The 13,518-nt window shown below is 29.0% G+C and carries 14 protein-coding genes; 12 read left to right on the top strand and 2 right to left on the bottom strand.

The features are described 5' to 3' along the window. Nucleotides 1-103 precede the first annotated feature (103 nt). From UXY25_RS05470 to UXY25_RS05455, 4 genes are read left to right on the top strand one after another with little or no spacing between them, the layout of a single operon-like run. Complete coding sequence (locus UXY25_RS05470; protein WP_320814998.1) at nt 104-577, top strand: DUF6495 family protein; 474 nt, start codon at nt 104-106, stop codon at nt 575-577. Nucleotides 578-591: 14 nt separating this feature from the next. Beyond that, on the top strand, nt 592-2,592 hold the full coding sequence (gene ligA / locus UXY25_RS05465; protein ID WP_320814997.1) for an NAD-dependent DNA ligase LigA: 2,001 nt from the start codon (nt 592-594) through the stop codon (nt 2,590-2,592). Further along, nucleotides 2,585-3,280, top strand: a complete 696-nt coding sequence (locus tag UXY25_RS05460; RefSeq protein ID WP_320814996.1) for a lysoplasmalogenase family protein — start codon at nt 2,585-2,587, stop codon at nt 3,278-3,280. The genes ligA and UXY25_RS05460 overlap by 8 nt, the downstream gene beginning before the upstream one ends. Next, nucleotides 3,277-3,972, top strand: coding sequence for a hypothetical protein (locus UXY25_RS05455; RefSeq protein ID WP_320814995.1), 696 nt, complete (start codon nt 3,277-3,279; stop codon nt 3,970-3,972). The genes UXY25_RS05460 and UXY25_RS05455 overlap by 4 nt, the downstream gene beginning before the upstream one ends. Here the strand turns inward: UXY25_RS05455 and UXY25_RS05450 are convergent. Beyond that, nucleotides 3,962-4,876, bottom strand: coding sequence for a metallophosphatase (locus tag UXY25_RS05450; RefSeq protein WP_320814994.1), 915 nt, complete (start codon nt 4,874-4,876; stop codon nt 3,962-3,964). The genes UXY25_RS05455 and UXY25_RS05450 overlap by 11 nt on opposite strands. An 11-nt stretch (nt 4,877-4,887) precedes the next feature. Then, a complete protein-coding gene (locus UXY25_RS05445; RefSeq protein WP_320814993.1) occupies nt 4,888-5,670 on the bottom strand; it encodes a 5'-nucleotidase in 783 nt (260 codons plus the stop codon). A gap of 49 nt (nt 5,671-5,719) precedes the next feature. Here UXY25_RS05445 and UXY25_RS05440 point away from each other — a divergent pair, with 49 nt between their 5' ends. The 8 genes from UXY25_RS05440 (at nt 5,720) to fabV (ending at nt 13,464) form a co-directional block, all read left to right on the top strand. Continuing rightward, nucleotides 5,720-6,238 carry a DUF6913 domain-containing protein gene (locus UXY25_RS05440; RefSeq protein WP_320814992.1) on the top strand — a complete coding sequence of 173 codons (519 nt, stop codon included), beginning with the start codon at nt 5,720-5,722 and terminating at the stop codon, nt 6,236-6,238. Between the two features lies 1 nt (nt 6,239). Next, entirely contained in the window at nt 6,240-7,118 is an 879-nt protein-coding gene (gene dapA / locus UXY25_RS05435; RefSeq protein WP_320814991.1) for a 4-hydroxy-tetrahydrodipicolinate synthase, read from the top strand. Nucleotides 7,119-7,212: 94 nt separating this feature from the next. Beyond that, entirely contained in the window at nt 7,213-8,007 is a 795-nt protein-coding gene (locus tag UXY25_RS05430; protein WP_320814990.1) for an outer membrane protein assembly factor BamD, read from the top strand. A 10-nt stretch (nt 8,008-8,017) separates the two neighbouring features. Further along, nucleotides 8,018-8,332: a DNA-directed RNA polymerase subunit omega gene (locus UXY25_RS05425; RefSeq protein ID WP_320814989.1), complete on the top strand. Its 315-nt coding sequence runs from the start codon at nt 8,018-8,020 to the stop codon at nt 8,330-8,332. Between the two features lie 10 nt (nt 8,333-8,342). Beyond that, nucleotides 8,343-9,566, top strand: coding sequence for a bifunctional phosphopantothenoylcysteine decarboxylase/phosphopantothenate--cysteine ligase CoaBC (gene coaBC / locus UXY25_RS05420; protein WP_320814988.1), 1,224 nt, complete (start codon nt 8,343-8,345; stop codon nt 9,564-9,566). A gap of 71 nt (nt 9,567-9,637) precedes the next feature. Beyond that, complete coding sequence (locus UXY25_RS05415) at nt 9,638-10,531, top strand: DUF4835 family protein (RefSeq protein WP_320814987.1); 894 nt, start codon at nt 9,638-9,640, stop codon at nt 10,529-10,531. 24 nt (nt 10,532-10,555) lie between these two features. Continuing rightward, nucleotides 10,556-12,208: a DNA repair protein RecN gene (recN, locus tag UXY25_RS05410; RefSeq protein WP_320814986.1), complete on the top strand. Its 1,653-nt coding sequence runs from the start codon at nt 10,556-10,558 to the stop codon at nt 12,206-12,208. A 65-nt stretch (nt 12,209-12,273) separates the two neighbouring features. Then, nucleotides 12,274-13,464 carry an enoyl-ACP reductase FabV gene (fabV, locus tag UXY25_RS05405; RefSeq protein WP_320814985.1) on the top strand — a complete coding sequence of 397 codons (1,191 nt, stop codon included), beginning with the start codon at nt 12,274-12,276 and terminating at the stop codon, nt 13,462-13,464. Nucleotides 13,465-13,518: the final 54 nt, after the last annotated feature.

Raw genomic sequence — 13,518 nt, 5'->3', positions numbered from 1 at the left:
AGCTCCGCTCTTTGCGGAGCTTTTTTTTTATATTTACATCGTAGAATTAGTTTAAAAATATTTTTTTAATATTCTATGTCCCAATACATAAAGACATTTTTACATGAAATATGCAAGATTAACCAAAGAGCAATTAGAAGAATTACATCCAGAATTTATAAATTTTTTAGCAACTCAGTCAATTGATAAAAAAGAATGGGATGGTTTAAAAGCAAATAAACCTTTAATTGCAGAACAAGAAATTGATGTTTTTTCAGATATGATTTGGGATAAGGCATTAACTAATGTTAATTATATAGATCATTTTTCAAAAAATTATATATTTCTATTCAAATGTGTAGATGCAAATGTATATTCTTATGTAATCAATTCTACAGATCCTTCTACGGATTTTTTATCTGCTGAAGGTATTAATTGGTTGAGTGAAAATATTTTTTCTGATTCAGTTCAAATCCAACAAGGAAAAAAAGATATTTCAGAGGGAAGAAACGAATCTCTTTTTGAAATTATCAAAAAAGGTGGAATAATAAGTAAAGGCGAATTATTTGGTAAACTTGAAATATTACTAAAAAAATAATTAATAGTTTTTATATGGATACTTTAGAGTCAATTCAATTTTTACGTAAAGAGTTAGAAGCACATAATTATAGTTATTATGTATTAGATAAGCCTACAATTTCTGATTTTGAATTTGATGCTAAGCTAAAACAATTGCAAGAGCTTGAATCTCAAAACCCACAATTTTTTGACGAAAGTTCACCAACGCAAAGAGTTGGAGGGACTGTTACTAAGAATTTCGAGACCTTAAAGCATAAGTTTAGAATGTATTCTTTGGATAATTCTTATTCTAAAGATGATTTATTGGATTGGGAAAAAAGGTGTCAAAAGGTTCTTGGAGATGTTCATTTGGAATATGTTTGTGAGTTAAAATACGACGGAGCATCTATTAGTATTACTTATGAAAACGGTATTTTAAAGAAAGCAGTAACTAGAGGTGATGGATTTCAAGGTGATGATGTGACCAATAATATTAGAACAATAAAATCTGTCCCTTTAAAATTAAAAGGAAATTATCCTGACTTTTTCGAAATTAGAGGTGAAATTATTTTGCCTTTAGAAGGTTTCGAAAAAATGAACCAAGAGTTAATTGAAATTGGAGAGACACCTTATTCAAACCCAAGAAATACGGCTTCTGGAAGTCTTAAATTACAAGATAGTGCTGAAGTTGCGAAGCGACCATTGGAATGCTTGCTGTATACAATTATGGCAGATGATAAAGTCATTGAGACTCACTATAGTGGATTAGAACTAGCAAGAAGTCTTGGTTTTAAAGTTCCAGAGCAATCAAAGCATGTTAGAAACATAGATGAAGTTTTTGATTTTATTAATTATTGGGATATACATAGGCATGATTTGCCTTACGAAACCGATGGAGTTGTTGTTAAGGTAAATGAAGTATTTCAGCAAGAAGAATTAGGTTATACGGCAAAATCTCCTCGTTGGGCTATAGCTTATAAATTTAAATCTGAGCAAGTTAGTACGGTTTTAAAATCAATTTCCTATCAAGTAGGAAGAACAGGTTCTATAACTCCTGTGGCTAATTTAGAGCCAGTTCAATTGGCAGGAACTATAGTAAAACGTGCTTCTTTACACAATGCAGATCAAATTGAGAAACTAGATGTTCGGGTGAATGATACAGTCTTTGTAGAAAAGGGAGGAGAGATTATTCCTAAAATTATTTCGGTTGATTTAACTAAGAGAAAAGAAGATTCAGAACAAGTTAAATATATTAAGCATTGCCCGGAATGTGAATCAGAATTGGTGAGAACAGAAGGTGAAGCAAACCATTATTGCCCAAATTTTTATGGTTGCCCTCCGCAAATTATTGGTAGAATTCAGCATTTTATTTCAAGAAAAGCAATGGATATTGACGGACTTGGTGGAGAAACAGTTGCTCTTCTATTCAATGCGGGACTTATTAAAGATTATGCTGACTTATATGACTTAACTAAAGAGCAAGTATTGCCATTGGAAAGAATGGCGGAAAAGTCTGCAGATAATTTAATCAATGGTGTTGCTGATTCAAAAAAAATTCCGTTTGAAAGTGTTTTGTATGCTCTAGGAATTAGATATGTTGGTGAAACGGTTGCTAAAAAACTAGCTAAACATTATCAAAACATTGATGCAATTGCTAGCGCATCTTTATTAGACTTAATGTTAGTTGAAGAAATTGGTGAAAAAATAGCGCAAAGCGTTGTCTTGTTCTTTGAAAATGAAAAGAATATTGAAATCATTAACCGATTAAAAATTAAGGGGATACAACTTGAGATTAATAATAAAAACAGTACATTTATTTCAAATATATTAGAAAATAAAATCTTTGTAGTGTCTGGAGCGTTTGAGTTATACTCTAGGGATGAATTAAAAAAAGCCATCGAAAATCATGGAGGTAAGGTTGGTAGTTCTATTTCTTCAAAAACAAACTTTGTTGTCGCAGGAGATAATATGGGGCCAGCAAAATTAGAGAAAGCAAATAAATTAGGAGTAACAATTATAAACGAAATAGAATTTAATAAACTAATTAATGACTAAGAAAAACCATTCTGTTATTCTTTTTAGTGTAGCTGGAATCTTGTATTTTCTTGCTGTTTTAGCAGGAAATGAATATTTGGCTTTATTGACAAAGCCAATAATTATTCCTTCAATGTTTGTTTATTATTTTTTAGAGTCAAGAATGAAAATTAATTATTTATTTCTGTTTTCGTTACTTGCTTTTTTTGTTGGAGATATGCTTTATCTTGTGAATATTGATGATTATTATATTATAGGTTTATTTATTTTTTTAACTCCTTATTTAGTTATTTTGTTTTTTTTATTTCAAGATTTTTTTAGTTTATTAAAACGAAAAGTAGTCAATAAATTCAATATTACTTTTTTGATAATTTTCTTTTTTATAATTTATTTACTAATAAGTATTTTGAATGTATTGGAAGCAGAATCTAAACAAGAGTTTATTTATTTTTTATTGTTTGGTATAGAACTAGCTCTAATGGGAATCTTTGCAACTCTATTGTATATCAATGAAAATTCAAGAGTAAATTTCTTTTTAATTATCGCAGTTTCTTTATTTATAATTTCAGATATTTTTTTTATTCTAAATAAGAACTTTTTTCCATTGTTAGTATTTAAGCTTGGAAACGTTTCTTCTCAAATTATTTCTTATTATTTTTACACAAGATATTTTATTGAAAAACAAAACCAATTAAAACAACCAAAATGAAAAACATAAGCCCATCGTTAGTTTTACATTTTATATCATACATTCTTTATTTATTCTTTTTTAGAATTATTGAGGACAAAGAATCTATAATTATTTTTAAGCCTATAATTCTAGCTTCAATTGCATTTTATTATGTCAATCAATCATATGTGAAGAAAAATATTTTACATTTTGTAATAATTGGGTTGTTGTTTATTAGTGATAATATGAATTTATTTGGAGAAGTAAAGTTTCATGAAATATCAATAGGAGTATATCTAATAGTATTATTTACATTACTTTTTTTAATAGTTAAAGATTCAAAATTACTAACTAAAGGAAGTTCTTTTGATAAATATTTTGGGATAATTATTTCTATTTTAGTGCTATTGTTTGTTTTAGCGAAATTAACATCCACCTTCATATTAAAAACTAAAATTCATCACTATTATTTTATACTTAACTATATAGTTGTATTTTTAAGTGTTTTGATTTTAAGTTTTTATAATTTCTTTAAAAGAAAAACGTTGAGTAGTAAATTTTTAGTAGCTACTTTAATGTGTTTGTTTTTATCTGATTTATTCTCAGTAATTAATTCATACTACTTTCCATTTAGACCTTTGGTTTATATAAGTTGTTTGAGTGAATTACCTGTGTATTATTTTTTAATAAAGTACTTTATAAATAGAGATTTAGAAAAAATTAAATCATAATATTTTGAGTTAAAGAATCGTATTTTTTATCATTAGACAAATAGAAATCAATTCGACCTAAATTAATACCGTAACAACCTACTTGGTTTACTAAAACAGGTTTGTTTTCTGCATTTTGTTCCACAACAGGTTTGTCTAAAAAAGTATGCGTATGTCCACCAATAATCAAATCAATATTTTTTGTTTTTTGTGCTAATGTAATGTCGCAAACTTTATTAGGGTCATTTTTATATTGGAAACCTAAATGAGAAAGGCAAATAACCAAATCGCATTTTTCTTTTTCTTTAAGGGTAGAAGTAATGTCTTTTGCAACTTCTATGGGGTCGTTATAGACAGTTTCTTTGTATAATTTTTTATCAACTAAACCATTAAGTTCAACACCAAGTCCGAATATTCCAATTTTAACACCATCTCTCTTAAATACTTTATATGGTTTTACAATTTCATTTAAAACGGTATTTTTAAAATCATAATTTGCAGAAACGAAGTCAAATTTAGCATGTGGTAGTTGAGTATAAAATCCATCTATACCGTTGTCAAAATCATGATTTCCCATTGTTGCTAAATCATACTTCATCATGCTCATAAGCTTGAATTCTAATTCACCACCATAATAATTAAAATAAGGCGTTCCTTGAAAAATATCTCCAGCATCAAGTAATAAAACATTTGGTTCTTCGCTTCTTATTCTTTCAACTAAAGTTGCTCTTTTGGCTACACCACCTTGATTTGCATTCTTTGGGTGATCTATAGGGAAAGGATCAATATGACTGTGAACATCATTGGTGTGTAATATTGTAATTTTAGTTGATTTTACTGAGTCAAAACTGCTTAAAGATAAACCTCCTAAAGATAATAAAGCCGAACCAGCTACTGTTTTTTGTATAAAATCTCTTCTTCTCATTATCTCTGGCTTTATTCGGTTATTATATGTTTTGTAGTGATGTTTGGAATAGTATCAACCTTCTTAAAATAATCAATAAACAAGTTTCTTAATTTATAATCCAAATCGTATTTTATAGTACTGTTTTTGAAAAAAATCATATTATCGCCACCGTTTCCAAGATAATCTGATGTTGCTACATAGTATATTTTATTTTCATCAAGATCTATGTTGTTGATTTTAATAGAAAGTACTTTAGAGTAATCTTCATTTACTTTTATTACAATGCCTTCTAGCGGGTGTGGTTTTTTTTCAGTCAAAACATAATTTGCTAGTTCCAGCACTTCCTTTCCTGTTAAACCAATTACAACAACACTGTTTTCAAAAGGCATTATTTCATAAGCGGTTCTAGAAGTTACATTTCCGGCTGGTATAATTGCTCTAATTCCTCCATGATTTAACAAACAAAAATCAATTGTTTTGTTTTCTCTTTTCTTGAAAATGGGTCTAGTTAATTCTAAGGTTACATTGGAAAAAAGATTGCCAATATTTGTTTCCCATTGACCTTTGCTTTTGTCTTGAGTTATTGGATTGTAAGCTAAAACACTATCTAAATCTCTATTAATATGCTCTTTGAAAGGGTTAACAAATTTTTGAATTTTACTATCAAGTAGAATGGTGTCGTTAATGTTTAAAAGTGCCGCAGAAGTTTGGTAATTATTGTATTTTTTTGAAGAACATGCTAAAAGCATCGATAATGTTAATAATATAACAAAATTGTATAAATATATTTTTATCTTTTTTACTTTTACCATACCTTAAATAGGTTTAAATTTTTATTTTTGTCGAATACGTAAAATTACTATGTTTTCTAAAATAATTAAGGGTTTTTTTCTTAAAAAAATTATTTCATCTAAGTTATCTAGTGCTAATTTAGAGGTTTCAGTCGATAAAATTCAAACAGTAGGTGTTATTGTCGATGAATCATATTTTTCAGATATTGATTTGTTGAAAAAAGAGCTGGAACAATATGGAGTTGAAGAAAAGAATATTCAAATTCTTTTGTTTAAAAAGAAAGTATCTAAAAAAGAGATAGTAAAAGAACTTTTTTTTACAAGAAGTAATGTAAAGTTTAACGGAGAGATTGATAAGCTAGAAGTAAATAGTTTTTTGGAGCAGTCTTTTGACTTGTTAATTAATTATTATGAAGTAGAAAGATCGTCGTTATTACTTGTTTCTAAAGCTTCAAAAGCAAAGTTTAAAGTTGGTTTTTCCACTATCGACAAAAGAGTGAACCATCTTATGATAAATACGAGTGTAAATCAATATAAAGGATTTGTTTCCGAATTGTTTAAATATTTAAAAATACTAAATAAGCTATAATATGCAAAAATTTATAGGTACAGGAGTTGCTTTGGTAACACCTTTTAAAAAAGACTTTTCTGTTGATACAGAAGCATTGTCAAGAATTGTAAATCATGTTATTAATGGAGGAGTTGAATATTTAGTTGTTTTAGGAACAACTGCTGAATCTGCAACACTTTCTGCTGATGAGAAAGAATTAGTTATTAATACAATTATAAAAGCTAATGATAAAAGGCTTCCATTAGTTCTTGGTGTAGGTGGAAATAATACTTCTAAAGTTGTTGAAGAATTGAAAACAAGAGATTTCTCAAATTTTGACGGAATTTTATCTGTTTCTCCATATTACAACAAGCCAACTCAAGAAGGTATTTATCAACATTTTAAAGCTATTGCTGAAGTTTCACCTTTACCAATTATTTTATATAATGTTCCTGGAAGAACGGCAAGTAATATGTTGCCGTCAACAGTTGTAAGATTGGCAAATGATTTTGAAAAGGTAGTTGCAATAAAAGAAGCAGCGGGTGATATTGTTCAAGCAATGAAATTAATTCAAACAACTCCAAAAGAGTTTTTAGTGATTTCTGGAGATGATATGATTACATTGCCTATGGTTTTAGCTGGTGGAGCAGGAGTAATATCAGTTATAGGGGAAGGTTTTCCAAAAGAATTTTCGGAAATGGTTCGTTTAGGTTTGAATAGAAAGGTTGATGATGCATATGCATTACATTACTTGTTAGCAGATTCAATCGATATGATTTTTGAACAAGGAAACCCTGGCGGGATTAAAGAAGTGTTTAAAACATTAGGTTTGTCTGAAAATACAGTAAGATTACCGCTTGTAAATGTAAACGAAGATTTGGCAACTAGAATTAATAAGTTCACAAATAGTTTAACCTAAAAAAAGATTTTTTTAGAAGATAAATAATGACTAAATTTGCAGTTGCTTTTTTAGGGATTGATTTAACTGAATATAAAGCATAAAATAACAATCAATGAGTAGATTTTTAGGATTCCTTTTATTAGTAATAAGTATTGCATCTTGTAGCCCTTATCAAAAAGCTATAAAAAGTGACGATGTTACTGTGAAAAGCGAGATGGCAAATACAATGTATGAGAAAGGAAAGTATTCAAAAGCAATAAGATTATATGAACAAGTTGCTCCAGTTTATAGAGGTAAGCCTCAAGCAGAGCGTATGTTTTATATGTATTCAAAAGCTTTATATGATTCTAAACAATATTACTTAGCAGGATATCAATTAGAGAGTTTTGTTGCTAATTATCCAAAAAGCGAAAAGAGAGAAGAAGCTGCGTTTTTAGGAGCAGAGTGTTTTTATAAAAAATCACCAGTTTACAGCTTAGACCAAACAGATTCAGAAAAAGCGATTAATAAAATGCAGAAATTCATTGATACTTATCCAAATTCAGAATATTTGCCTCAAGCAAATGTTTATGTAAAGGAATTAAGAGAGAAAATGGAAAAGAAAGCATTTGAAATTGCTAAACAATACAATACAATTTCAGATTATAAAGGAGCTTTAAAGGCTTTGGAATTATTTATTGCTGATTATCCAGGAACACCATATAAAGAGCAAGCTTTATTTTACAGATTAGATTCTGCTTATAAACTTGCAATTAATAGTGTTGAACATAAAAAAGAAGAAAGATTAAATTATGCGAAGACTACTTTTACTAATTTAATTAAATTTAATAGCGCTACAGAATTTAAAGCGCAAGCAGATGAAATGGCTGCAGGTATTGAAACAGAGTTACAACAATTTTCTAAATAAGACTTAAATCATGGATTTAAAAAAAACAAATGCTCCAGTAAATACAATTACATATGATAAAAATGTAATTGAGGCTCCAACAGGAAACATTTACGAAGCTATTACAATCATGGCAAAAAGAGCTGGACAAATTAACACTGAAATTAAAAAAGAGTTAATTGAAAAGTTAGAGGAGTTTGCTACATATAATGATAGCTTAGAAGAAATTTTTGAAAATAAAGAACAAATTGAAGTTTCTAAATTTTACGAAAAATTACCAAAACCACACGCTTTAGCTGTACAGGAGTGGTTAGAAGAAAAAATCTATTATAGAGATACAAAATAATACAACAACTATGTCTGTACTAAGCGGTAAAAAAATCTTACTAGGAATTTCTGGTGGTATTGCTGCTTATAAAACAGCTCATCTTGTTAGACTTTTTATAAAAGCAGGTGCACATGTCCAAGTGATAATGACACCTGCTTCTAAGGATTTTATAACTCCATTAACTTTATCAACTCTTTCTAAAAATCAGGTATATTCAGATTTTTTTAATGAAGATGATAAAGAGGCAATGTGGAATAACCATGTAGATTTAGCTCTTTGGGCTGATTTATTTATTATTGCACCTGCAACTGCAAATACCATGTCTAAAATGGCTAATGGGAATTGCGACAATCTTTTAATTGCTACATATTTATCGGCTAAATGTCCAGTTTACTTTGCGCCAGCAATGGATTTAGATATGTATAAACATGCTTCTACTTTGTCTAGTTTTTCTAAATTAAAACAATTTGGAAACATTATTATTCCTGCAGAAAGCGGTGAGTTAGCAAGTGGTTTATCTGGTGAAGGAAGAATGGCAGAACCAGAAAATATAGTTTCTTTTTTAGAAAACGACATTCTCTCTAAGTTGCCACTAAAAGGAAAAAAAATACTAATTACTGCTGGACCTACATACGAAGTTATAGATCCTGTGCGTTTTATTGGAAATCATTCTTCTGGTAAAATGGGATATGATATCGCATCAGAAGCTGCAAACAAAGGTGCAGAAGTAATTTTGGTTTCAGGACCAAGTCATCAAGTTCTTAAAAATGATTCTGTTAAACTAATTAGGGTTGTCTCTGCTCAAGAAATGTATGATGCTTGTCAAGCTTATTTTGCAAACGTTGATGTGGCTATAGCGGCTGCAGCCGTTGCAGATTACCGCCCAAAAAACGTTGCAACTCAAAAAATTAAAAAACAAGATGCTAATTTTACTATTGAATTAGAGAAAACTCAAGATATTTTAGCTACTTTAGGTGAAAAGAAGAAAGCTCAATTTTTAATTGGATTTGCGTTAGAAACTGAAAATGAAGTAGAACATGCGAAAATTAAAATTAAGAAGAAAAATTTAGATTTAATAGTGTTGAATTCATTAAACGATAAAGGAGCAGGCTTTGGTCATGCTACCAACAAGGTTACTTTTATCGATAAAAATTTTAATGAAACACCTATGGATTTAAAATCTAAAGAAGCCGTAGCTCAAGATATTGTAAACTTAATTATTAAGCATTTTGAAGTCGCAATTAATGAATAGTTTGTTGTAAATAAGCACCAATGAAGATTTAAGTGATACCATATGAACTTAAAAAAAATAAATATTAACATATGAAAAGTAGAATTGTATATATATTATTAGCTTTCATTAGTTTTCAATCTTTGTTTTCACAAGAGTTAAATTGCACTGTATCTGTTAATTATGATAGAATGACAGATGTGAATCCTCAAATATTTAAAAATTTAGAAAAACAACTTACAGAATTTTTAAATACAACAAGATGGACAACTAAAGAGTATAAACAAAATGAAAAAATTACATGTAATTTTTTCATAAATATTGCGAAGTATAATTCTAATAATTTTGAGTCTACATTACAAATTCAATCATCAAGACCTATTTTTAATTCAACATACGAATCTCCTATTTTGAATATCAATGATAAAGATTTTAACTTCAGATATATTGAATTTGAACAATTAATTTATGACCAGAATAGTTATACGTCTAATTTAATTTCTGTTTTGGCTTTTTATTCAAATTTAATAATCGGCTTAGATAAAGATTCTTTTGAAGATTTAGGAGGAACAAAACAACTAGAAGTAGCTTCAAATATTATGAATGTTGCTCAAACTAGCGGGTATAAAGGATGGAACCAGTCAGATGGTGGGAACTCTAACCGTTACTTCTTAATTTCTGACTTGCTGTCAAATACATTTCAGCCTTATAGAAAATCCTTATATCAATTTCATTTTGAAGGATTAGACTTAATGTCTGATAATTTATTGAAAGGTAAAGAAGGTGTCGCAATTGCTGTAGAAACAGTTGCTAAAATCCAAAAAAGTAGGCCTAACGCTTTATTAACTCGAACTTTTTTTGATGCTAAAACAGATGAAATTGTAAGTATATTTTCAGGTGGGCCTATTACAAATAACGCACAGTTAATTGAGACATTAAATAGAATTTCACCGTTAAATTCTGTAAAATGGAACAAGATTAATTAATTTGTTCTTAACTATATTTTTCAAATGCTTTTATCGTTAACTATAAAAAACTATGCTTTAATAGAATCGTTAGAAATTAATTTTTCTGACCAATTTTCTATTATTACAGGTGAAACCGGAGCAGGTAAATCTATTCTTCTTGGCGCTTTAGGTCTTGTTTTAGGAAATCGAGCTGATTTATCAGTTTTAAAAGATAACGAACAAAAATGTGTTATTGAAGCACATTTTTTATTAAAAAACTATAATCTTCAAAGTTTTTTTATTGAGAATGATTTAGACTATGAAGATCAATCTATCATTAGAAGGGAAATTTTACCTTCAGGTAAATCTAGAGCTTTTATTAATGATAGCCCAGTAAATTTAAACGTCCTACAAGAATTAGCTAATTTTTTAATTGATATTCATTCACAACATCAAACAAGAGAAATTTTAAATGAAGAGTACCAATTAGAAATTGTTGATGCAATTGCTAATAATACAGAGATTATTGTTAATTATACTAAAGAACTGAAGCAATTCAATTCTATTAATAAAAAATTGAAGCATCTTAAATTAGAAAAAGAAACACTTTCAAAAGAACAAGAATACAATAGTTTTCTATTGAACGAATTGTTGTTGGCTAATTTGAAAGAAGATGAACAAGAAATTCTTGAGGAAGAGTTGGAGCAACTTTCAAATGTTGAATTTATTAGTGAAAGTTTAGATAAGGCTTTGCAAATTTCTAGCGATGAACAAGTAGGGATTTCAATAAATTTAAATGAGGTAAAGCAGTCTTTGCAAAAAATAGCAGGTTTGTCTAAAAATTATTCAGATATTTCTGAAAGAATAAACAGTATTCAAATTGAATTTCAAGATATAATTAATGAATGTTCATCTCTTTCTGATAAAGTAATTAATAACCCTGCAAGGTTAGAAGAAGTAAATACAAAATTACAATCAATCTATACCTTACAGAAAAAACACCAAGTCAATTCTGTTGAGGAATTAATTATAATTAGAGAAGATTTAGATGCAAAAGTTATAAAGGTTGATGATTTAGATTTTCAAATCAATAAATTGGAAATTGAAGTTGCTGAAGCTCAAAATAAAGTAAATGAATTTGCGAATAAAATATCTGAAAGAAGAGCTAAAAGCACAAGTGATTTATCAAAACAAATAGAGACGATACTGAGTGGTTTAGGAATGCCTGACGCTCAAATTCAGTTTAATATTTCACCAACTGAATCTTATTTTAAATCGGGTAAAGACACAATCGAAACTTTATTTACCTCAAATAAAGGAATGCAATTAGGAATGCTTAAAAAAGTAGCTTCTGGAGGAGAAATGTCGCGAATTATGTTGGCTATAAAAGCAGTTATGGCAAATTACACGAAACTTCCATCTATTATATTTGATGAAATTGACACAGGTGTTTCGGGAGAAATAGCAATAAAAATTGGCGAAATAATGAAGGAAATGAGTAAAAACATGCAAGTTTTCGCAATTACTCATTTACCACAAATTGCTGCTAAAGGAATACAACATTACAAAGTTTATAAGTATACGGATAATGAAACAACAGTTTCAGAGTTAAAATTATTGACTTTAGACGAAAGAATAAAAGAAATTGCCGAAATGTTATCTGGGAAATCAATTTCAGATTCGGCTTTAAATCACGCAAAAGCACTATTAAACTAAATATTTTTAATAGTTTTGTAAATCAAACAAACTAATAATAAATTCAACAAATTAACATCTAAGTTATGATTATTGAACCAAGAATGAGAGGATTTATTTGTTTAACATCTCACCCAAAAGGATGTGAACAAAATGTAAAAAATCAAATTGAATATATTAAATCAAAAGGAAAAATTAACGGACCAAAACGTGTATTGGTAATTGGTGCTTCAACTGGTTTTGGGTTGGCTTCTAGAATTACAAGTGCATTTGGAGCTGATGCTTCAACAATTGGAGTTTTCTTTGAAAAACCACCTAGTGAAGGTAAAACAGCTTCTCCAGGATGGTATAACTCTGCTGCTTTCGAACAAGAAGCAGGAAAAGCAGGTTTGTATGCAAAAAGTATTAATGGGGATGCTTTTTCAAAAGAGATAAAGCAACAAACTATCGATATGATTAAAGCTGATTTAGGTCAGGTTGATCAAATCATTTATAGTTTAGCTTCTCCGGTTCGTATGCATCCAGAAACAGGAGTTTTGCATCGTTCTACTTTAAAGCCTATTGGAGGAACTTTTACAAATAAAACTGTCGATTTTCATACTGGAAAAGTTTCGGAAATTTCTATTGAACCAGCAAATGAAGAAGATATTGCTAATACAGTTACTGTAATGGGTGGTGAAGATTGGATGATGTGGATTGATGCTATGAAAGAAGCTGGAGTTTTAGCTGATGGATTTACTACAATTGCCTATTCATATATAGGACCAGAAGTTACTGAAGCCGTTTATAGAAAAGGTACAATTGGTCGTGCAAAAGATCATTTAGAAGCTACTGCATTTGAAATTACAAATAAATTAAAAGACATTAATGGAAAAGGATATGTTTCAGTAAACAAAGCATTGGTTACACAAGCTAGTTCTGCAATCCCAGTAATTCCATTATATATTTCATTATTGTATAAAATCATGAAAGCTGAAGGAATTCACGAAGGTTGTATTGAGCAAATCCAGCGTTTATACGCAGAAAGGTTGTATACCGGTAATGCAGTTCCAACAGATGAAAATGGAAGAATTCGTATTGATGATTGGGAAATGCGTGCAGACGTTCAAGAACGTATTGCAAAATTATGGATAGAGTCTACGACTGAATCATTGGTTGAATTAGGTGATTTAGCGGGATACAAACAAGATTTTTTAAACTTGTTTGGTTTTGGGTTTGAAGGAGTAGATTACGATGCAGACGCTAACGAAATGATACAAATCCCTAGTATTATCTAATTTTTTAAGTATAAATCACTGTTTTAAATATAACATTTAAAACTAATTTGTTAC

The organism is Flavobacterium sp. (genome assembly GCF_034111225.1).
In the GTDB taxonomy this organism is placed as follows: Bacteria; Bacteroidota; Bacteroidia; order Flavobacteriales; family Flavobacteriaceae; genus Flavobacterium.
The sequence above is the reverse complement of the archived record's forward strand: the minus strand, read 5'-3'. Positions and strand labels throughout refer to the sequence as shown.

Bases quoted from the DNA above. Each gene is read 5' to 3' on its own strand.
- UXY25_RS05470 (WP_320814998.1), top strand. From the start codon at position 104: ATGAAATATGCAAGATTAACCAAAGAGCAATTAGAAGAATTACATCCA.
- ligA (WP_320814997.1), top strand. From the start codon at position 592: ATGGATACTTTAGAGTCAATTCAATTTTTACGTAAAGAGTTAGAAGCA.
- UXY25_RS05460 (WP_320814996.1), top strand. From the start codon at position 2,585: ATGACTAAGAAAAACCATTCTGTTATTCTTTTTAGTGTAGCTGGAATC.
- UXY25_RS05455 (WP_320814995.1), top strand. From the start codon at position 3,277: ATGAAAAACATAAGCCCATCGTTAGTTTTACATTTTATATCATACATT.
- UXY25_RS05450 (WP_320814994.1), bottom strand. From the start codon at position 4,876: ATGAGAAGAAGAGATTTTATACAAAAAACAGTAGCTGGTTCGGCTTTA.
- UXY25_RS05445 (WP_320814993.1), bottom strand. From the start codon at position 5,670: ATGGTAAAAGTAAAAAAGATAAAAATATATTTATACAATTTTGTTATA.
- UXY25_RS05440 (WP_320814992.1), top strand. From the start codon at position 5,720: ATGTTTTCTAAAATAATTAAGGGTTTTTTTCTTAAAAAAATTATTTCA.
- dapA (WP_320814991.1), top strand. From the start codon at position 6,240: ATGCAAAAATTTATAGGTACAGGAGTTGCTTTGGTAACACCTTTTAAA.
- UXY25_RS05430 (WP_320814990.1), top strand. From the start codon at position 7,213: ATGAGTAGATTTTTAGGATTCCTTTTATTAGTAATAAGTATTGCATCT.
- UXY25_RS05425 (WP_320814989.1), top strand. From the start codon at position 8,018: ATGGATTTAAAAAAAACAAATGCTCCAGTAAATACAATTACATATGAT.
- coaBC (WP_320814988.1), top strand. From the start codon at position 8,343: ATGTCTGTACTAAGCGGTAAAAAAATCTTACTAGGAATTTCTGGTGGT.
- UXY25_RS05415 (WP_320814987.1), top strand. From the start codon at position 9,638: ATGAAAAGTAGAATTGTATATATATTATTAGCTTTCATTAGTTTTCAA.
- recN (WP_320814986.1), top strand. From the start codon at position 10,556: ATGCTTTTATCGTTAACTATAAAAAACTATGCTTTAATAGAATCGTTA.
- fabV (WP_320814985.1), top strand. From the start codon at position 12,274: ATGATTATTGAACCAAGAATGAGAGGATTTATTTGTTTAACATCTCAC.